General features: G+C 65.6%; 21 protein-coding genes. 3 read left to right on the top strand and 18 right to left on the bottom strand.

Annotation, left to right across the window (positions count from 1 at the left end; translation table 11 throughout):
• Positions 1-78: 78 nt before the first annotated feature.
• From ACT9F5_RS11600 to ACT9F5_RS11615, 4 genes are all read right to left on the bottom strand, one after another.
• Entirely contained in the window at positions 79-471 is a 393-nt protein-coding gene (locus tag ACT9F5_RS11600) for a hypothetical protein (RefSeq protein ID WP_445120119.1), read from the bottom strand.
• A 501-nt stretch (positions 472-972) separates the two neighbouring features.
• Positions 973-1,638 carry a hypothetical protein gene (locus tag ACT9F5_RS11605; RefSeq protein ID WP_445120120.1) on the bottom strand — a complete coding sequence of 222 codons (666 nt, stop codon included), beginning with the start codon at positions 1,636-1,638 and terminating at the stop codon, positions 973-975.
• A gap of 144 nt (positions 1,639-1,782) precedes the next feature.
• The gene (locus ACT9F5_RS11610) at positions 1,783-2,112 is read right to left on the bottom strand and encodes a hypothetical protein (protein ID WP_445120121.1); all 330 of its coding nucleotides are present in this window, start codon (positions 2,110-2,112) and stop codon (positions 1,783-1,785) included.
• Between the two features lie 144 nt (positions 2,113-2,256).
• Positions 2,257-2,679: a hypothetical protein gene (locus ACT9F5_RS11615; protein ID WP_445120122.1), complete on the bottom strand. Its 423-nt coding sequence runs from the start codon at positions 2,677-2,679 to the stop codon at positions 2,257-2,259.
• Between the two features lie 168 nt (positions 2,680-2,847).
• Between ACT9F5_RS11615 and ACT9F5_RS11620 the strand changes: the two genes are divergently transcribed.
• From ACT9F5_RS11620 to ACT9F5_RS11630, 3 genes are all read left to right on the top strand, one after another.
• Positions 2,848-3,189, top strand: coding sequence for a type II toxin-antitoxin system RelE/ParE family toxin (locus tag ACT9F5_RS11620; RefSeq protein ID WP_445120123.1), 342 nt, complete (start codon positions 2,848-2,850; stop codon positions 3,187-3,189).
• The gene (locus ACT9F5_RS11625) at positions 3,186-3,476 is read left to right on the top strand and encodes a Fis family transcriptional regulator (protein WP_445120124.1); all 291 of its coding nucleotides are present in this window, start codon (positions 3,186-3,188) and stop codon (positions 3,474-3,476) included. Before ACT9F5_RS11620 ends, ACT9F5_RS11625 begins: the two co-directional genes overlap by 4 nt.
• 615 nt (positions 3,477-4,091) lie before the next feature.
• Complete coding sequence (locus ACT9F5_RS11630) at positions 4,092-5,039, top strand: integron integrase (RefSeq protein ID WP_445120396.1); 948 nt, start codon at positions 4,092-4,094, stop codon at positions 5,037-5,039.
• A 34-nt stretch (positions 5,040-5,073) separates the two neighbouring features.
• Here ACT9F5_RS11630 and mgtE read toward each other — a convergent pair whose 3' ends face one another.
• The 14 genes from mgtE to ACT9F5_RS11700 form a co-directional block, all read right to left on the bottom strand.
• The gene (mgtE, locus tag ACT9F5_RS11635) at positions 5,074-6,435 is read right to left on the bottom strand and encodes a magnesium transporter (RefSeq protein WP_445120125.1); all 1,362 of its coding nucleotides are present in this window, start codon (positions 6,433-6,435) and stop codon (positions 5,074-5,076) included.
• A 200-nt stretch (positions 6,436-6,635) separates the two neighbouring features.
• Positions 6,636-8,357: a phosphoenolpyruvate--protein phosphotransferase gene (gene ptsP / locus ACT9F5_RS11640; protein ID WP_445120126.1), complete on the bottom strand. Its 1,722-nt coding sequence runs from the start codon at positions 8,355-8,357 to the stop codon at positions 6,636-6,638.
• Between the two features lie 8 nt (positions 8,358-8,365).
• Positions 8,366-8,635, bottom strand: a complete 270-nt coding sequence (locus tag ACT9F5_RS11645; RefSeq protein WP_445120127.1) for an HPr family phosphocarrier protein — start codon at positions 8,633-8,635, stop codon at positions 8,366-8,368.
• A gap of 21 nt (positions 8,636-8,656) precedes the next feature.
• Positions 8,657-9,049, bottom strand: coding sequence for a PTS sugar transporter subunit IIA (locus ACT9F5_RS11650; protein ID WP_445120128.1), 393 nt, complete (start codon positions 9,047-9,049; stop codon positions 8,657-8,659).
• A gap of 46 nt (positions 9,050-9,095) precedes the next feature.
• On the bottom strand, positions 9,096-9,980 hold the full coding sequence (gene rapZ, locus ACT9F5_RS11655; protein WP_445120129.1) for an RNase adapter RapZ: 885 nt from the start codon (positions 9,978-9,980) through the stop codon (positions 9,096-9,098).
• Complete coding sequence (hprK, locus tag ACT9F5_RS11660) at positions 9,981-10,946, bottom strand: HPr(Ser) kinase/phosphatase (protein WP_445120397.1); 966 nt, start codon at positions 10,944-10,946, stop codon at positions 9,981-9,983.
• Positions 10,947-10,956: 10 nt separating this feature from the next.
• Positions 10,957-11,448: a PTS sugar transporter subunit IIA gene (locus ACT9F5_RS11665; protein WP_445120130.1), complete on the bottom strand. Its 492-nt coding sequence runs from the start codon at positions 11,446-11,448 to the stop codon at positions 10,957-10,959.
• 6 nt (positions 11,449-11,454) lie between these two features.
• Complete coding sequence (hpf, locus tag ACT9F5_RS11670; RefSeq protein WP_445120131.1) at positions 11,455-11,781, bottom strand: ribosome hibernation-promoting factor, HPF/YfiA family; 327 nt, start codon at positions 11,779-11,781, stop codon at positions 11,455-11,457.
• A 78-nt stretch (positions 11,782-11,859) separates the two neighbouring features.
• Positions 11,860-13,290, bottom strand: a complete 1,431-nt coding sequence (locus ACT9F5_RS11675) for an RNA polymerase factor sigma-54 (RefSeq protein WP_445120132.1) — start codon at positions 13,288-13,290, stop codon at positions 11,860-11,862.
• Between the two features lie 54 nt (positions 13,291-13,344).
• Positions 13,345-14,064, bottom strand: a complete 720-nt coding sequence (gene lptB / locus ACT9F5_RS11680) for an LPS export ABC transporter ATP-binding protein (RefSeq protein WP_445120133.1) — start codon at positions 14,062-14,064, stop codon at positions 13,345-13,347.
• On the bottom strand, positions 14,064-14,687 hold the full coding sequence (gene lptA / locus ACT9F5_RS11685; protein ID WP_445120134.1) for a lipopolysaccharide transport periplasmic protein LptA: 624 nt from the start codon (positions 14,685-14,687) through the stop codon (positions 14,064-14,066). Before lptA ends, lptB begins: the two co-directional genes overlap by 1 nt.
• The gene (gene lptC, locus ACT9F5_RS11690) at positions 14,677-15,252 is read right to left on the bottom strand and encodes an LPS export ABC transporter periplasmic protein LptC (protein WP_445120135.1); all 576 of its coding nucleotides are present in this window, start codon (positions 15,250-15,252) and stop codon (positions 14,677-14,679) included. The genes lptA and lptC overlap by 11 nt, the downstream gene beginning before the upstream one ends.
• Positions 15,249-15,830, bottom strand: a complete 582-nt coding sequence (locus tag ACT9F5_RS11695) for a KdsC family phosphatase (RefSeq protein ID WP_445120136.1) — start codon at positions 15,828-15,830, stop codon at positions 15,249-15,251. The genes lptC and ACT9F5_RS11695 overlap by 4 nt, the downstream gene beginning before the upstream one ends.
• A gap of 3 nt (positions 15,831-15,833) precedes the next feature.
• Positions 15,834-16,841 carry a KpsF/GutQ family sugar-phosphate isomerase gene (locus tag ACT9F5_RS11700; protein ID WP_445120137.1) on the bottom strand — a complete coding sequence of 336 codons (1,008 nt, stop codon included), beginning with the start codon at positions 16,839-16,841 and terminating at the stop codon, positions 15,834-15,836.
• Between the last annotated feature and the right edge of the window lie 103 nt (positions 16,842-16,944).

Raw genomic sequence — 16,944 nt, forward strand, 5'->3', positions numbered from 1 at the left:
ACGGTATGGCTACGAAACACCAAAACAACGCCTATTCGGCGGCTGAGGGTTGTCGCACTTGGTGGTTGAATTCACCGCTCATGAACCGAAGTGCCCCGACAGGCTCTTGCCGTATGCCAGGGATAGGCTAACGAACCAAGCGACCAAAGCCAGTGCAAGTAGAGCCACAGCCAAGGGAGCTACTGTCTCTAGTAGCGGCGAAGAAACCGCTAACACCGCCGCGCCAACAACGAAGAGGGCGCCGACGAATGCTCCCAGCGGCCGCGCCCACGACTGGAACCGGTAAAGCCCGATCAAGGCGATAAAAGCGGCAGGCAACCCGAAGAGTGAGAGCAAAGAGGCCACCGGCACCCAAAGCGGAGGACTGTCAATTTGAAAGGAGGCATTGACCGCTTGGCTGAACGGGACAAAAGCCGCCGCCACGGTCGCTAGCAAGGCAATGAGGAGCGCTGTTCGGAATGCTTGTTTCATGAGGCCTAACGCCAGAGTTAAGCTGACCCGCGATGGGCCGGCTAGCGAAGCGATGTTAGCGCAGACCGGCCCGAAGGCATGGAGCCACGAAGCGGGTTCGGCTTGAACGACTAGTTAGGGTGCAGCCGATACGACTCGCTCGGCCGTACCGGCGCGGCGAAGGGGCAGTGCGGCTTTCGTGGAACACCCCGGCCGGACCCGCGCCTAACGGCGCCAGGAAAAGCGGTGTAACCCAAGCCTGCAAAGCACGCTTTGCGCGCTTGGGTTACACCGCTTTTCTAGCAGCCCGCTCGCCATTCAGTCGATCGGCGGATGCCGCCTAGCCGTGTCCGACTTTTCTGACAGTAGCCGTGTCCGCCGCGAGAACTTCCGACGCTGCAGCCTAACGCCGGAATTAAGCCGACTTGCGTAGTGGAGGCAAAAGCGTGGCAAGCTTTTTCTGCCACGCTTTTGCTGTAACGAAGCAAGTTCGGCTTGAACGAATTGTTAGGCCTTAGCTGGTTAAGCTGCACGCTTAACCTCTCCGAGGACCAGTCTGTTGGCGCCGGACACCTGCACAGTAAACTCTACTTCACCGGGAAGGCCATCAGCGTCAATGTAGCTTATCTTGGCTATGCTCTGGTCTGTCGAGGCAAATTGTAAATCGACGGACACAATATCGTTTCTGGACACAAGTGCTAGGTTGTGATTTTTTGGACTCTCAAGAGGAGGTTCAAAAACCATGCGGAAATGGGTGGCCGTATTGCCAACATTTACAAGCTTTAATTTATAAGTGACGGTGCCACCACTGCTCCTCGTGCCGGAGTGCTGAGGAACAAATCGTGGCCGCGCAGCGTCACGCCTCAACTCCCGCTCCTCCTGTATGGCTTCATACTCCTGCTTCATCTGTTCGCGGCTGACCAAAACAAGCTGACTTTGCTGTTCGACCGAATTGCGAAGCTCTTCCGCCTGAAGCCGTAGTGCGTCTGTGCTGTGCTTTAGCTCCTCGCCTTGCTGCAAGTAGCCTATTACGAGCCAAAGAAACGCCAGTGGCGCGAAGAATCCTGCGAAGAAATCGCCCCAGGCATTTAGCGGGCCGGGACGTTCGTGTGCAAAGAGCATGTATGCAGCGAAGGCCAGCCAAGCTACGGTCACAACGATTCCGAACCAAAAGCGCTTGTCTTTCATGTTCTTCCCAGATCGCGAGAGTCGACCCTGAGGCCTAACGCCTGAGTTAAGCCGACTTGCGTAGTGGAGCCAAACACATGGCAAGCTTTTTCTGCCATGTGTTTGGTGTAACGAAGCAAGTTCGGCTTGAACGAATTGTTAGGCCTACCCGCCCGCAGGCATGCCTTTGATAATTGAATCGAGAACCGAGTTCTCGAAGTCTTGCAGCTTCTGCCACGTAACCATGTCTAGCTCCGACCAGTTGCCGCCAGCAGACAGCCGTTTGCCTGTCTTGTATGCATCTCGCCAGACGGCCGTACAGCCTGGAGTGCCGATAAGGCCCTGATTTTCGACGATGCGGGAGGCAACGGATCCGACCAATTCTTTGTCGGCTCCGAGCGCAAGCCCCGCAATCTCGCAGTGCCCGTAATCCGGTGCGGCATTGGCAGCAAACGATGCCAAGAACAGAGCCAGAATGGTTGTGGACGACCTCATACGTTGCTCCAAAGTAGGCCTAACGCTTGAGTTAAGCCGAACCGCGTAGTGGAACCAAAGGCATGGCAAGCTTTTCCTGCCATGCCTTTGGTGTAACGAAGCGGTTTCGGCTTGAACGAATTGTTAGGCCCCGGCCCGAGGGAGTCAAATGCATTGGGACCATCCGGAATCAGACATTCCCACGTAGTGGGCCACGCGCAGAATGTCTTCCTTGGAATACTCGGTTGCAGACAAAAATAACGACTCCCCGCTAATTGGAACTATTTGCAGTCCAAGCGTAGTGAGTGAGCTCTTCTCGTGGTCTATCTCGCCTACTTGTATGTTGATTAAGCCACCAAAGCTCGTAATTGCCTCGATCTTGCCATTATTTATTTCAACCCCGCTAAAGTAGGGTGCGGCAAAGCTTTTTATGAGCAGAAAGACAAGGGCAATTCCAAGGACAAAAACCAATACGAAGTACGTGTTGATGTCGTCTATTAGGAGGGTGGCTATGCAGAACAATAGAAGGAGCCCGAATGCTCCGGACAAGGTTACCTTACTTGGCTTCTTGTGAATCGTGATCTTCATGTCCCACCACCGGGGCCTAACGCCTGAGTTAAGCCGACTTGCGTAGTGGAGGCAAAGCCATGGCAAGCTTTTTCTGCCACGGCTTTGGTGTAACGAAGCAAGTTCGGCTTGAACGAATTGTTAGGCGGCGGCCCTTGACAGTTGCACCTATTTAGGTACAATGCGCGCATGCCACCTATCTTGTCTGTCCGCTTCTACTGTACGGCAACAGGCAAAGAGCCTGTCCGCGAATGGCTGATTGAGCAAGTCTCGCCTGGAGCGCGGAAAGCGATTGGTGCAGACATCAAGACTGTCCAGTTTGGCTGGCCAATTGGGATGCCGGTTGTGCGCAAGATGGAGTCAGGCCTGTGGGAAGTACGTAGCAAGATCCCGGAGGGAATTGCCCGTGTGCTTTTCACAGTAGTGGGTGCAGAAATGGTTTTGCTTCACAGCTTCGTGAAGAAGTCGCAGGCGACACCAAAGGCGGATCTCGCTTTGGCAGTGCTCCGCATGAAAGAGGTGAGGACATGAGCAAGAACAAGCACATTGGTAGTGATTTTGACGCTTTCTTGGCAGAGCAGGGCGAACTTGAAGAAGCCACGGCTGTTGCTGTTAAGCGCGTGATTGCATGGCAGATCGAGCAGGCTATGCAAACGACGGGCGTGAACAAAAGCGCTTTGGCCAAGCGTATGCACACAAGTCGGACTGTTGTGGATCGGATACTCGATGCGACTGATACTGGGTTGACGCTCGAGACCATGACGAAAGCGGCGACGGCTCTTGGCTTCAGGGTCAAAGTTGATCTGGTAGCCGCCTAACGCCAGAGTTAAGCTGACCAGCGATGGGCCGGCTAGCGAAGCGATGTTAGCGCAGACCGGCCCGAAGGCATGGAGCCACGAAGCGGGTTCGGCTTGAACGACTAGTTAGGGTGCAGCCGATACGACTCGCTCGGCCGTACCGGCGCGGCGAAGGGGCAGTGCGGCTTTCGTGGAACACCCCGGCCGGACCCGCGCCTAACGGCGCCAGGAAAAGCGGTGTAACCCAAGCCTGCAAAGCACGCTTTGCGCGCTTGGGTTACACCGCTTTTCTAGCAGCCCGCTCGCCATTCAGTCGATCGGCGGATGCCGCCTAGCCGTGTCCGACTTTTCTGACAGTAGCCGTGTCCGCCGCGAGAACTTCCGACGCTGCAGCCTAACGCTTAGTAGATCCCCAAAATGGGGTGTTATCCAATCCTCGCCCCGCTGTCAGGGCGCGGTCAATCAGGGAAATCCTACACGACACCAACGACTTATCCACTTACATCGTGATCGCCGCGGCCGGAAGCTGCCCGGGGAAAACGACGGATGCGGGGTGTCATGTCTTATCGGCCCGAAAGTGGGGTGTTATCTGGCGGTGAAACCGCGGCGGTTGAACGGCCGTCGCATCCGCCGCGCTTGCTGGAGCAAGTGCGGGATCGTTGCCGGTTGAAGCACTACAGCCTGCGCACCGAGCGGGTCTATCTGTACTGGATCAAGCGCTTCATCCTCGCCAACGAGAGGCGACATCCCCGCAACATGGGTGTGGCGGAGGTGGAGGCGTTCCTGTCGTCGCTGGCGACGCGCGATGACGTGGCGGCGAGCACGCAAAATCAGGCTTTGTCGGCGTTGTTATTCCTGTATCGGCAAGTGTTGGGGATCGATTTGCCGTGGATGGAGTCGGTGGTGCGGGCCAAGCGGCCTCAGAAGATTCCGGTGGTGCTGTCGCGTGATGAGGTGACGCGGCTGCTGGCGTTGCTCGATGGCCAGGTGTGGTTGATGGCGGGGCTTCTGTATGGCGCGGGGATGCGACTGATGGAATGTGTTCGGTTGCGGGTCAAGGATGTGGACTTCGGCCGCAACGAGATCTGCGTGCGCAACGGCAAGGGCGGCAAGGATCGCCGGGTACCGTTGCCGCGCAAATTGCGCGAGCGGTTGCGCGAGCAGGTCGAGCGGGTGCGGGTGATCCACGGGCAGGACCTGTTGCTCGGCCTTGGTGAGGTCCACCTGCCGCACGCGCTTGCACGCAAGTATGTCAACGCGGGTCGCGAGTTCGGTTGGCAGTACGTGTTCCCCTCGCCGCGCCACTCGCTGGATCCGCGCACCGGGCGCAAGCGGCGCCATCACGTCGACGAGGCGGTACTGCAACGCGCGGTCAAGACGGCGCGGTCACGTGCGGGGATCGACAAGCCGGCGACCTGCCATACGTTCCGCCACTCCTTCGCTACCCATTTGCTGGAGGACGGCCACGATATCCGCACGGTGCAGGAACTGCTCGGCCACAAGGACGTGGCGACCACCCAGATCTACACCCACGTGCTCGGGCGCGGGGCGGGCGGGGTGTTGAGTCCGCTGGACCGGGACTGACGACGCAACACAGTCGGATGCGGCGCCGGCTCGATCAGCGCAGCAACACCAGCGTCGCCAGCCCGAGGAAGCTCAGGAACCCCATCACGTCGGTCACCGTGGTCAGCACCACGCCGCCGGCCAGCGCGGGGTCGAAGCCGAGCCGCTTGAGCGTCATCGGCACGATCACGCCGCCGGCCGCGGCGGTCAGCAGGTTGATGGTCAGGGCGCAACCGATCACCAGCGACAGCATCGGGTCGTGGAACCACCACAGCACGATCAGCCCCAGGCCGATCCCCAGGCACAGGCCGTTGATCAGGGCCACCGCCAGTTCCTTGCGCAGCAGCACGCCGACGTTGGACGAGCCGATCTGGCCCAGTGCGAGGCCGCGGATCATCAGCGCCAGCACCTGGGTGCCGGCGTTGCCGCCCATGCCGGCGACGATCGGCATCAGGATCGCCAGTGCGACGATCTGCTCGATCGCGCCCTCGAAGCGGCCGATCACGCCGGCCGCCAGGAACGCGGTGCACAGGTTGACGCCAAGCCAGATCAGGCGCCGCCGGAACGCGCGGCGCACCGGCGAGAACAGGTCCTCGTCCTCGTCCAGGCCGGCCGCGCTCAGGGCCTGGTGTTCCGCCTGTTCGCGGATGATGTCGACCACGTCATCGATGGTGATGCGGCCGAGCAGGGTGTGGTTGTCGTCGACCACCGGGGCGCTGAGCCAGTCGTGGTCGGAGAACTGCCGGGCGACCTCGCTGGCCGATTCCTCGACGTCGATCGCGGGCTGCTCGTCGTCGATCAGCTGGTTGATCGGGGTGCCGGCCTCGTGGGTCAGCAGCGCGGCCAGCGCGATCCGGCCGAGGTACTGGTGGCGCCGGCTGACCACGTACAGGTGGTCGGTGTGCTCGGGCAATTCGCCGCGCAGGCGCAGGTAGCGCAGCACCACGTCGACGGTGGTGTCGGTGCGCACCGTCACCACGTCGGGGTTCATCAGGCGCCCGGCGGTGTCCTCGGGGTAGGACAGCACCTGTTCGAGGCGCTCGCGGTTCTCGCGGTCCATCGACTTGAGCACTTCGTCGATGACGGTGTCGGGCAGGTCCTCGACCAGGTCGGCGAGGTCGTCGATGTCGAGGTCCTCGACCGCGGCGACGATCTCGTCGGGGTCCATGTGCGCCAGCAGGCTCTCGCGGACCTCGTCGCCGACGTGGACCAGCACCTCGCCGTCGTCCTCGGCGTCGACCAGGCCCCACACCACCACGCGCTTGCCCGGCGGCAGCGACTCCAGCAGGTTCCCGATCTCGGCCGGCGACAGGGTGTTGACCAGCCGCTTGACCGGCCCGAGCCGCCCGCTGTCGAGCGCCTCGGAGAGCAGCCGCAGCTGGCGCGAGGTCTTGTCGTGGCGGTCGGCTTCGGCCATGCGGACTCCGGAAGGTCGGGCGGGGCGGCAGCCGTTGCGACGGATGCGCGACCGAATCAGGTGTTCATCGCGGCATTATCGCTGTTGCGGTGGGCGCTGCCCAGCACGCTCTTGTAGGAGCGGCTTCAGCCGCGATCGGAAGTCGGACGAGCGGCCAACTATCCGATCGCGGCTGAAGCCGCTCCTACGGGATTGCCAGGTCAATGACCCGTCTGCGCCTCGAGCCAGCGTTCGATCTCGCTACGGTCGCGCGCGCGCATCAGGGCCGGCGCGTTCGCACGCAGGCGGTCGAGGTCGCAATTGCGGATGGTCCGGCGGACCTCCAGCAGCGAGGTCGGATGCAAGCTGAACTGCTCCAGCCCCAGTGCCAGCAGCAGTGGGGCGAATTTCGAATCGCCGGCCAGTTCGCCGCAGACCGCGACCGGGGTGTTGCGGGCCGCGGCCAGCCGGATCACGTCGCGCAGCAGCCGCAGTACCGCCGGGTGCAGCGCGGTGTACAGGTCGCCGAGGGCCTCGTTGTCGCGGTCGGCGGCGAGCAGGTACTGGATCAGGTCGTTGGTGCCGATCGACAGGAAGTCGACCCCGCCGATGAACGTCGACAGCGAGATCGCCGCGGCCGGCACCTCGATCATCGCGCCCAGCGCCACGTAGTCGGCGATCTCGTGGCCTTCGCTGCGCAGGTCGCGGGCGATCCGCATCATCTCGGTGCGGACCGTGCGCACTTCCTCGCGGCTGCTGATCATCGGCAGCAGGATGCGCAGCGGGCCGTAGCCGGACGCGCGCAGCATCGCGCGCAACTGGGTTTCCAGCAGGCCGGCGCGCGCCAGCGACAACCGCACGCCGCGCAGGCCCATCGCCGGGTTGGGTTCGTCGCGCAGGGCCAGCCCGGTACGGTCGGCCTTGTCGGCGCCCAGGTCGAGCGTGCGGATGGTCACCGGGCGGCCGCTCATGCCGAGCACCACGTCGCGGTAGGCGCGGAACTGCTCGTCCTCGTCGGGCAGCTCCATGCGCTGCAGGAACAGGAACTCGGTGCGGTACAGGCCGATGCCGGTGGCGCCCAGCGCGTGCGCTTCGGCGACGTCCTCGCGCGACTCGGCGTTGGCGTAGATCTCGATCTCGCTGCCGTCGCGGGTGCGGTTGGGCTCGCGCCGCAGGCGGTTGAGCTCACGCCGCTCGCGGGCGTAGCCGCGCTGGCGCGCGTGGTGGCTGCGCAGGTCGTCGGGCGCCGGTTCCAGCACCACCCGGCCGGTGCCGCCATCGACGATCAGCGCGTCGCCGTCATTGACCTTCTGCAACACGTTGGCGACGCCGACCACCAGCGGCAGGTGCAGGCTGCGCGCCAGGATCGCGCTGTGCGACAACGCGCTGCCGGTGGCGGTGACGATCGCGACCACGCCCTGCGCCTGCAGCTGGGCGAGCTCGGCGGGCGCGACGTTGTCGGTGACCAGAATCTCGCCGGCGACGCCTTCCATGCCAGCGTCGCGGCGATGCAGGGCGGCATGCACACGGCCGATCACCTGGTCGATGTCGTCCAGCCGGCTGCGGAAGTACGCATCGTCCATGGTGTCGAACACCGAGGCGATGCGGTCGCGTTGCAGCCGCAGCGCGTAGTCGGCGCTGTAGCGGCCGGTCCGGATCAGTTCGTCGAGGCCCTGCAGCAACTCGGGGTCGTCGAGCAGCAGTGCGTGCAGGTCGAGGAACTCGCCGACCTCGCGCGCGAGCGCGCCATGCAGGCGCTCGCGCATGACGTGCATTTCGGTGCGAACGCGGTCGATCGCGTCGTGCAGGCGCTTCAGTTCATCCTCGACCACCGTGGCATCGATGCGTTCCTCGACCACGTCGAGGACATGCGGCAGCCGCACCCGGGCGCGGCCGAGCGCGCTGCCGCGCGACGCCCCGAGCCCGGAAAATTCCTGCCGCATCGGCGCTCCTACTGGTCTTCGTCGAAGCGACGCTCGAACAGGCCGGTGATCGCTTCGGCCACAGCCTCCTCGTCGTCGCCATCGGCCCGCAGCTTGACCACCGTGCCCTGGCCGGCGGCCAGCAGCATCACGCCCATGATGCTCTTGGCGTTGACCTCGCGGCCCTTGGCGATCAGCGTCACGTTGCAGCGGTAGCCCGACAGCAACTGCACCAGCTTGGCGGTGGCGCGCGCATGCAGGCCGAGGCGGTTGGAGACGGTCAGTTCACGTTCGATCATTTGGGGGTCCTTGCTTCCGTCTCAGGCATCGTCCAGCCGCACGCCGTTGCGCGCACCGGCGGCGGCGACCGCCGGCAGTTCGTCCAGCGGCAGCTCGGCGTAGTTCATCACGCGCAGCAGCATCGGCAGGCTCAGTGCCGACACCCGTCGCACCGGCGTGCCCAGTTGCGCGACCCGGGCGGCCAGGTTGCTCGGTGTCGCGCCGTACAGGTCGGTCAGCACCAGCACCCCGTCGCCACCGTCGACCTTGCGCAGGGCGGCGCTGGCACGCGGCAGCCATTCGTCCGGGTCGCCGTCGTACGGCACTTCAAGCGCTTCGGTGCGCAGCGGCAACGCGTCCATCAGGCGGGTCGCCACGCCCACCAGCGCGGTACCGATGCCAAGATGGGTGATGAGGAGGATGCCGACGGCCATCCCGGGAAGTTAACAGACCGGGGCTGATCCCCGGAAGTCGTTGGGCTCAGTCCAGCTCGCGATGGTGCACCGCGACCTCGTCCCAGCCGCGCTCGCGGGCGTGGGCGGCCAACCGCTCGGCCAGGTAGACCGAGCGGTGGCGGCCGCCGCTGCACCCAAAAGCCACGGTGATGTAGCTGCGGGTGGAACCCGATTGCATCCGCGGCAGCCAGGTGTCCAGCAGGTCGCTTATCTGGCCGGCGAATTCCTGCACCTCCGGTTGCGTGTCCAGGTACTCGGCGACCGCCGAATCGCGGCCCGACAACGGCCGCAGGGTCGGGTCCCAGTGCGGATTGGGCAGGCAGCGCGCATCGAACACGAAGTCCGCACCGGCCGGCAGGCCGTGGCGGTAGGCGAACGACTCGAACAGCAGCGACACCGTTCCGTCGTCGCCCAGCCCAAACTCGGTGATGACGTGGCGGCGCATTTGGTGGACGTTGAGGTCGCTGGTGTCCAGTTGGATGTCGGCGAGCTGCCGCAACGGCTTGAGCACCTGCCGTTCCAGCGCGATCGCGTCGGCCAGCGACAGGCCCAGCTGGCTCAGCGGGTGGCGTCGGCGGGTGTCGGCGTAGCGCTTGAGCAGGACGTCGTCGCGGGTATCGAAATAGATCAGCTTCGGGTCCAGTCCCATTTCGCCGACCGCCGACAGCCACGACGGCAGGTTGCCGAGGTCGCTGTGGCTGTTGCGCACGTCGATCCCGACCGCCAGCTTGGCGGCCGTGGCGCCATCCCCCGCGGCGCTGCGCACGAAGTCCGGCAGCAACTCGGCCGGCAGGTTGTCGACGCAGTAATACCCGAGGTCCTCGAAGGTCTTGAGCGCCACCGACTTGCCCGAACCGGACATGCCGCTGACGATTACCAGGGTGGCGTTGGAGGGAGCGTTCGTGGCCATTCAGACTTCGCCGCGTTCAAGGAAGTTGCTGTGCCGTGCGATGAACGCCGCCGCCGGGTCCATGCCTTTCATCCGCAGGCTGTGGAGGCGGGTCGCGGCTTCGGCCAGCACGGCCAGGTTGCGCCCGGGCATCACTGGCAGATGGGTGGTCGGCACGTCGAGGTCGAGTACGCGGCGGGCGCTGTTCTCGCCGGTCAGCCGCTCCAGACCGGTCACGGCCGGGGCATCGTCCGGTTCGTCCGTCGGCCGGGTCAGGTGGATGATCAGGCGCAGGTACTTGTTGTGCTTGACCGCGGTGTCGCCGAACATCTCGCGGATATTGAGAACGCCCAGGCCGCGTACTTCCAGCAGGTCCTGGATCATTTCCGGACAGGTGCCGTCGAGCACGTCGGGGGCGATCTGGGTGAACTCGGGGGCGTCGTCGGCGACCAGCCGGTGACCGCGGCTGATCAGCTCCAGCGCCAGCTCGCTCTTGCCGGCGCCGGCATCGCCGGTGATCAGCACGCCGATCGAGTAGATCTCCATGAACACCCCGTGCAGGGTGATCCGCGGCGCCAGCGTGCGGGCGAGGTGGTACTGCAGGTGGTTCAGCAGCTCGTGCCCGCGCAGCGGCGAACTCCACAGCGGCGTGAGCGATTCCTCGGCGGCCTCGGCGAGGTCGGCGGGGCAGGCCTGGCCCTTGCTGATCACCAGCGCCAGCGGCCGGAACTGCATGATCCTCTCGATCGTTTCCCAGCGGTGGCGCGAGTCCAGCGCATCCAGCCACGCCAGCTCTTCGGTGCCGAGGATCTGCACCTTGTTGGGATAGATCGCGTTGAGGTAGCCGGCCAGCGATGGGCGACGGGCCACGGTCTCGACCGATTCCAGCACACGATCGCGGCCTTCCTGGCCGGCGACCCATTTCAGGTTGAGGCGGTCGCGCTGCTGCTCGAACAGCTCGCCGGCACTGATCCGGGCGTTGCACATCGGCATCGTTTCAGGCCACCGTCGGTCGTTGGGTGCGGATATCGACACCGTCCAGCAGGTAGCGGCCCAGTTCGGCGACGGAGGATGCCGCGCGCAGTCGATCACGGAAGCCGGCGCTGGAAAAATGCTCGGCCAGTTCCGCCAGTTGTTGCAGGTGTTCCTGCAGCGAGTGTTCCGGGATCGCCATGGCGAGCACGAGGTCCACCGGTTCGCCGTCGATAGCGTCGAAATCGACCGGTTCGGCCAGTCGCAGGAAGGCACCCCGGCTCTCGCCAATCCCGGCCACCCGGCCGTGCGGGATCGCCACGCCGTGGCCGATCGCGGTGCTGGCCAACCGCTCGCGCGCCTGCAGGCTCTCGCGGATGGTGGCGCAGGCGGCGTTGCCGCTGGCGTACAGCGGGTCGGCCAGCAACCGGGCCGCGGCGTCGATGACCGAGACGCGGTTGCCCGGCTCGGTCAGGATCGCAATGCGGTCGACGCTCAACAACTCGTGCAACGGCATGGAGGGCTAGCCGAATTCGCCGCTGCGGGCGAGGCTCTCGCCGCGGTTGTGGGCGATCTGCTTTTCCTTGTGTTTCATCAGCAGGCGGTCGAGCTTGTCAGCGAGCAGGTCGATCGCGGCGTACATGTCGATCGCGGTGGCATCGGCATGCAGGGTGCCTCCGGCAAGGTTGACGGTCGCCTCGGCGCGGTGGTTCGGCTTGTCGAGGCTGAGCTGGGCACGGACGTCGAACGGCTGGTCGAAATGGCGTCCAAGCCGCTCGAGCTTGGTTTCCACGTAGTCGCGCAGGGCGGCAGTGACTTCGACATGCTGGCCGTGGGTTTCGATACGCATCGGAGACCTCCTACGTCGCGACTTGGGCCTCCAGCATAGCCCAGCCCGGTGTGAATGGCGGGCGGTCGACGACCGGCGTCACGCCATGCGTACACGGTCCTGTGAAGACGCGATTCCCATCGCTTCGCGGTACTTCGCCACGGTGCGGCGGGCAACCGGGATGCCGGTCGCTTTCAGGCTTTCGGCCAGGCGCGCGTCGGACAGCGGTTTGCGGGGATTTTCCGCTTCGATCAACTGGCGCAGCATCGACTGGATCGCGGTGCTGGAGGCCTCTCCGCCACCGCCGGTATCGATGCCGGACGCGAAGAAACCGCGCAGCGGGATGGTTCCGCGCGGGGTGCGCGCGTATTTGCGCGCGATCGCGCGCGACACCGTGGATTCGTGCAGGCCGATTTCCGCGGCGACCTCGCGCAGGGTCAGCGGCCGCAGCGCGCTGTCGCCGAATTCGAGGAAGCCTGCCTGCTGGCGCAGCAGGCAGCGGGTGACCTTCAACAAGGTGTCGCCGCGTGCCTCCAGGCTCTTGAGCAGCCACCGGGCCTCCTGCAGGTGGCCCTTGAGGTAGCTGGCGTCGGACGCGCTGGCGTGGCGGATCATGCCTTCGTAACCGCGGTGGATGCTCACCCGCGGGCGCATGCTGTCCGACAACGCGACCCGCCACAGGCCATGCTGGCGCCAGATGACCACGTCCGGGGCGACGTAGGTGTCGGTCGCGATCGCGCCGATCTGGGCGCCGGGGCGGGGGTCGAGCGAGCGCAGCAACTGGACGGCGGTGTCGACCTCGGTTTCGTCGAGCTTCATCTCGCTGGCCAGGCCGCTGACCCCGATCCGCGGCAGCCGCTCCAGCGGTCCGTTGGCGAGTTTCCAGGCCAGGTCCCGGCCCGGGGTGTCGGTGGGCAGTTGCTCCAGTTGCAACCGCAGGCATTCGGCCAGGTCGCGCGCGCCGACGCCGACCGGGTCGAAGCGCTGGATCTGGCACAGCGCCGTCTGGATTTCCTCGCTGCCGGCGTGGAGTTCGGCCTCGAGGCCGGCGGCGATCGATTCCAGCGGTTCGCGCAGGTAGCCGTTGTCGTCGATCGATTCGATGAGGGCGACCGCGATCTGGCGATCACGCGGTGACAGCGGGCTCAGGTGCAGTTGCCACAACAGGTGGTCGTGCAGGGTCTCGGCCTCGGCTACCTGTTCGGCTGCCGAGCCTTCGTCACCCGGGTCGCCGGGACCGACGCGCTGGTACCAGGTCTCGCCGTCGTTGGCACCCCAGTCCGCCTCGGGCGGGGGCGGGGTGTCGAGGCTGGAGTCCTGCGCATGGCCATCGCCATTCGACACTGCGTCTTCGGTGCGGTCACTGCTGATCGCGGTTTCCGTCCAGTCCAGCAGCGGGTTGCTTTCCACCGCATTGACCAGCTCGGCCTCCAGCTCGATCGCCGACATCTGCAGCAGGCGGATCGCCTGTTGCAGCTGCGGGGTCATCACCAGGTGTTGGCTGAGGGAGGTTTGGAGACGGGGCTTCATGATGGATTGCAAACGCGACCTGGCGAATCCGACGGCCGTTGCGTTGCATCATCACTACAGGCGGAAGGTTTCGCCCAGGTAGACGCGACGCACGTCGGGGTTGGCAAGCAGCGCGTCCGGAGCCCCCTGCGCGAGCACGCCGCCTTCGTTGAGGATATACGCACGGTCGCAGATACCCAAGGTCTCGCGGACGTTGTGGTCGGTGATCAGCACGCCGATGCCGCGATTCTTGAGGTGGCGCACGATTCGCTGGATTTCCCCGACCGAAATCGGGTCGACGCCGGCGAACGGTTCGTCGAGCAGCATCAGCCGCGGCTTGCTGGCCAGCGCACGGGCGATCTCGACCCGGCGTCGCTCGCCGCCGGACAGGCTTGCGCCCAACTGGTCGGCGACGTGGGTGACCTGCAGTTCGTCCATCAACGCGGCCAGTTCGCGCTCGCGGCCGGCCTTGTCGAGGTCGTCGCGCAATTCCAGCACCACCCGCAGGTTGTCGGCGACGCTGAGCTTGCGGAACACCGACGGCTCCTGCGGCAGGTAGCCGACGCCGTACTTGGAGCGCACGTACATCGGGTCGCCGGTGATGTCCTTGCCGTCGAGCGTGATCTGCCCGGCATCGGCCGGGACCAGGCCGACGATCATGTAGAAGCAGGTGGTCTTGCCGGCGCCGTTGGGGCCGAGCAGGCCGACCACTTCGCCGGCGTCGAGGGTCAGCCCGAAATCACGCACGATCTCGCGCGAGCGGTAGGCCTTGCGCAGGCCCTGGGCGACCAGCATCAGCCGCCCTCCGCGGGCGGTTCGGCGTCGTTGTCGGCGGGTTCGGCCGGCTCTTCACTGGCATCCGCATCCGCATCCGCATCCGCATCCGCACCGGCATCCGCATTCTTCGGCATGATCCGCATGTTGACCCGGCCGTTGCCTTCGCCACCGCTGGTGACCTGGCCGCTGGCCATGTTGTAGACCACGCGCTCGCCGCTGAGGGTGCCGCGTGGCTGCTTGATGCTCACGCTGCCGGTGAACACCACGGTTTCGTTGTTGACGTTGTAGTCGATCTTGTTGGCGACGGCGTTCATCGGCGTGCCGTCGTCGAGTTGCTGCTTCAACCGCGCCGGGCTGCCGTTGAACACCACCCGCGAGATCTCGCCGCCGCGGGTGCTGATCTCGGCGCGGCTGGCTTCGGCGTGCAGGGTGCCCTGGTCGATCGTTACGCCGCCCGACAACACGGTCGGGGTGGCGTCGTCGAGGCTGCCGACCTGCTTGCCGGCGTTGACGTCCATCGGCTTGTCGCGGTCGGACTTGCGCGCCATTGCCAGCGGGCTGGCGACGATCGCGATGGCGACGATCATCCAGCCGGCAAGTCGCCGCAGGGTGGCGCGTTGGGGGAAGTTGTCAGGGGACATAGCGGGAGCGGACCTCGGACTGGAGGGTGTACTGCTTGCTGGCCAGGTTCACCTCGAGACCATTGCCGCGAAGTATAGAGCCGGGCCGATTAATGGTGACCGCGACGGGCGAGGTCACCCGGTCGTCCTCGGGGAAGACGTTCAGCTGTTCGGTGTTGATCGTCACCTTGGGCTCGGTGCGGCCGTCGCTCTCGGCCCTGACCTTGCCGTTGAGGCGCAGCTCGTCACCCTCGGCGCTGACCCAGCCGCGCCTGGCCCGCACTTCCCAGGCATCGCCCTCGCCACCGCGCGGCGGGATCAGGAACAGCGGCGTCGCGATCTCCATCGTCTCGGTGGCCGGGTCGCGGGCGAGTTCCGGCGCGCGCAGGGTGAACGACTCCCGGCCCTGCGCATCCAGCGCGACCAGCTCGAAGTCGCGCAGCACGTAATCGGGCCGGCCACCGGCGGCCATCGCCTCCTCGGCCGGCGCGCTGCGCTTGGACCACAGCGACCAGCCACTGATCGCGGCCACCGCCAGCAACACCAGCGAGACCATCAGGCGCCAGCTCACATCGGGCAGTCTCATGCGGTGCCCTCGACCCGCGCACCCTCGATCCGGGAGACGTCATCCAGCAACGCATCGGCGCGACCCTGCGCCGCCAGCAGCAGATCGCAGAATTCCCGGACGGCGCCCTGTCCGGCCGCGGCGGCAGTGCGCCAGTGGACACGTTCGCGCACCCAGGGATGGGCGCTGGATGGCGCTGCGGCAAAGCCCACCTGCAACATCACCCGCAGGTCGGGCAGGTCGTCGCCCATGAACGAGACCTCGTCCATGCCGATGCCGAGCCGCGCGGCGATTTCGCCGACGCGCGCCAGCTTGTCCTTGACCGCGGTATGTACTTCGGTCAGTCCCAGCTCGGCGGCGCGGTGCTGGACGATGCTGCTCTCGCGCGCGGTGATGAAGGCGACCTCGATCCCCGCCTTGCGCAGCAGCACCAGGCCCAGGCCGTCGTGCACGTGGAAGGCTTTGGTCTCGCGTCCTTCGCTGTCGAACATCAGGCGCCCGTCGGTCAGGGTGCCGTCGACGTCGAAGCAGGCCAGCCGCACCCGCGAGGCGCGCTCGCGGACGCCGGCGGGATAGTCGTTGTGGTGCTGGTAGGGCATCGCTCAGACCACCCGCGCGCGCAGCAGATCGTGGATGTTGAGCGCGCCGACCACGCGCTGTTCGCGATCGACCACCAGCAGGCCGCCGATCTTGTGCGCCTCCATCAGCTGCGCCGCCTCGACCGCGAGCGCCTCGGAGTCGATGGTCTTCGGCGAGCGGGTCATCACCGCATCGATGCGGGTGGTGCGCAGGTCGACGTTGCGGTCGTCGAGGCTGCGGCGCAGGTCGCCGTCGGTGTACAGGCCAAGCAATTTTCCATCGGGCTCGACGATCGCGGTCATGCCCAGCCGCTTGCGGCTCATCTCGACCAGCGCTTCGCTGACGGTGGCAGCGGGACCGACCCGCGGCACGTCGTCGCCGCCGTGCATGATGTCGGCGATGTGCAGCAGCAGGCGGCGGCCGAGCGCACCGGCCGGGTGCGAGCGGGCGAAGTCGTCGGCGGTGAAGCCGCGCGCCTCCATCAACGCGACCGCCAGTGCGTCACCCATCGCCAGCGACGCGGTGGTGCTGGAGGTCGGGGCGAGGTCGATCGGGCAGGCTTCGGCGGGCACGCTGACGTCGAGGTGCACGTCGGCCGCGTGGGCCAGGGTCGAGGTCGGGCGGCCGGTCATCGTGATCAGCTTGTTGCCCTGCCGCTTGAGCACCGGCAGCAGCATCAGCACCTCGTCGCTCTCGCCCGAGTACGACAACGCGATGACGACGTCAGCGTCGGTGATCATGCCCAGGTCGCCGTGGCCGGCCTCGCCCGGGTGCACGTAGAAGCTCGGGGTGCCGGTCGAGGCCAGGGTCGCGGCGATCTTGCGGGCGACGTGGCCGGACTTGCCCATGCCGGTGCAGACCACCCGGCCACGGGCCCCGAGCATCAACCGGCAGGCGGCGCTGAAGTCGCCGTCGAGCCGCTCGGACACGGCGGCGAGCGCCTGTGCCTCGATTTCGAACACGCGGCGACCGCAGCCAGCCAGGGCGGCGTCGGTCGGGCCATCGGCCGGAGCATGGCCGTCATCGGCCATCGGTTTGCTGGGAGTGCTTGGGAATGTTGCCATTTCGGAGCAGGGGGCTTTCCGCTAGGCTAGAACGGTTGATTTTACGCGCATCCCCGCGCAAAAGCCCGCC

The organism is Lysobacter sp. F6437 (assembly GCF_052547215.1).

Coding starts and splice junctions, on each gene's coding strand:
- ACT9F5_RS11600 (WP_445120119.1), bottom strand. CDS start 471: ATGAAACAAGCATTCCGAACAGCGCTCCTCATTGCCTTGCTAGCGACC.
- ACT9F5_RS11605 (WP_445120120.1), bottom strand. CDS start 1,638: ATGAAAGACAAGCGCTTTTGGTTCGGAATCGTTGTGACCGTAGCTTGG.
- ACT9F5_RS11610 (WP_445120121.1), bottom strand. CDS start 2,112: ATGAGGTCGTCCACAACCATTCTGGCTCTGTTCTTGGCATCGTTTGCT.
- ACT9F5_RS11615 (WP_445120122.1), bottom strand. CDS start 2,679: ATGAAGATCACGATTCACAAGAAGCCAAGTAAGGTAACCTTGTCCGGA.
- ACT9F5_RS11620 (WP_445120123.1), top strand. CDS start 2,848: ATGCCACCTATCTTGTCTGTCCGCTTCTACTGTACGGCAACAGGCAAA.
- ACT9F5_RS11625 (WP_445120124.1), top strand. CDS start 3,186: ATGAGCAAGAACAAGCACATTGGTAGTGATTTTGACGCTTTCTTGGCA.
- mgtE (WP_445120125.1), bottom strand. CDS start 6,435: ATGGCCGAAGCCGACCGCCACGACAAGACCTCGCGCCAGCTGCGGCTG.
- ptsP (WP_445120126.1), bottom strand. CDS start 8,357: ATGCGGCAGGAATTTTCCGGGCTCGGGGCGTCGCGCGGCAGCGCGCTC.
- ACT9F5_RS11645 (WP_445120127.1), bottom strand. CDS start 8,635: ATGATCGAACGTGAACTGACCGTCTCCAACCGCCTCGGCCTGCATGCG.
- ACT9F5_RS11650 (WP_445120128.1), bottom strand. CDS start 9,049: ATGGCCGTCGGCATCCTCCTCATCACCCATCTTGGCATCGGTACCGCG.
- rapZ (WP_445120129.1), bottom strand. CDS start 9,980: ATGGCCACGAACGCTCCCTCCAACGCCACCCTGGTAATCGTCAGCGGC.
- hprK (WP_445120397.1), bottom strand. CDS start 10,946: ATGTGCAACGCCCGGATCAGTGCCGGCGAGCTGTTCGAGCAGCAGCGC.
- ACT9F5_RS11665 (WP_445120130.1), bottom strand. CDS start 11,448: ATGCCGTTGCACGAGTTGTTGAGCGTCGACCGCATTGCGATCCTGACC.
- hpf (WP_445120131.1), bottom strand. CDS start 11,781: ATGCGTATCGAAACCCACGGCCAGCATGTCGAAGTCACTGCCGCCCTG.
- ACT9F5_RS11675 (WP_445120132.1), bottom strand. CDS start 13,290: ATGAAGCCCCGTCTCCAAACCTCCCTCAGCCAACACCTGGTGATGACC.
- lptB (WP_445120133.1), bottom strand. CDS start 14,064: ATGCTGGTCGCCCAGGGCCTGCGCAAGGCCTACCGCTCGCGCGAGATC.
- lptA (WP_445120134.1), bottom strand. CDS start 14,687: ATGTCCCCTGACAACTTCCCCCAACGCGCCACCCTGCGGCGACTTGCC.
- lptC (WP_445120135.1), bottom strand. CDS start 15,252: ATGAGACTGCCCGATGTGAGCTGGCGCCTGATGGTCTCGCTGGTGTTG.
- ACT9F5_RS11695 (WP_445120136.1), bottom strand. CDS start 15,830: ATGCCCTACCAGCACCACAACGACTATCCCGCCGGCGTCCGCGAGCGC.
- ACT9F5_RS11700 (WP_445120137.1), bottom strand. CDS start 16,841: ATGGCCGATGACGGCCATGCTCCGGCCGATGGCCCGACCGACGCCGCC.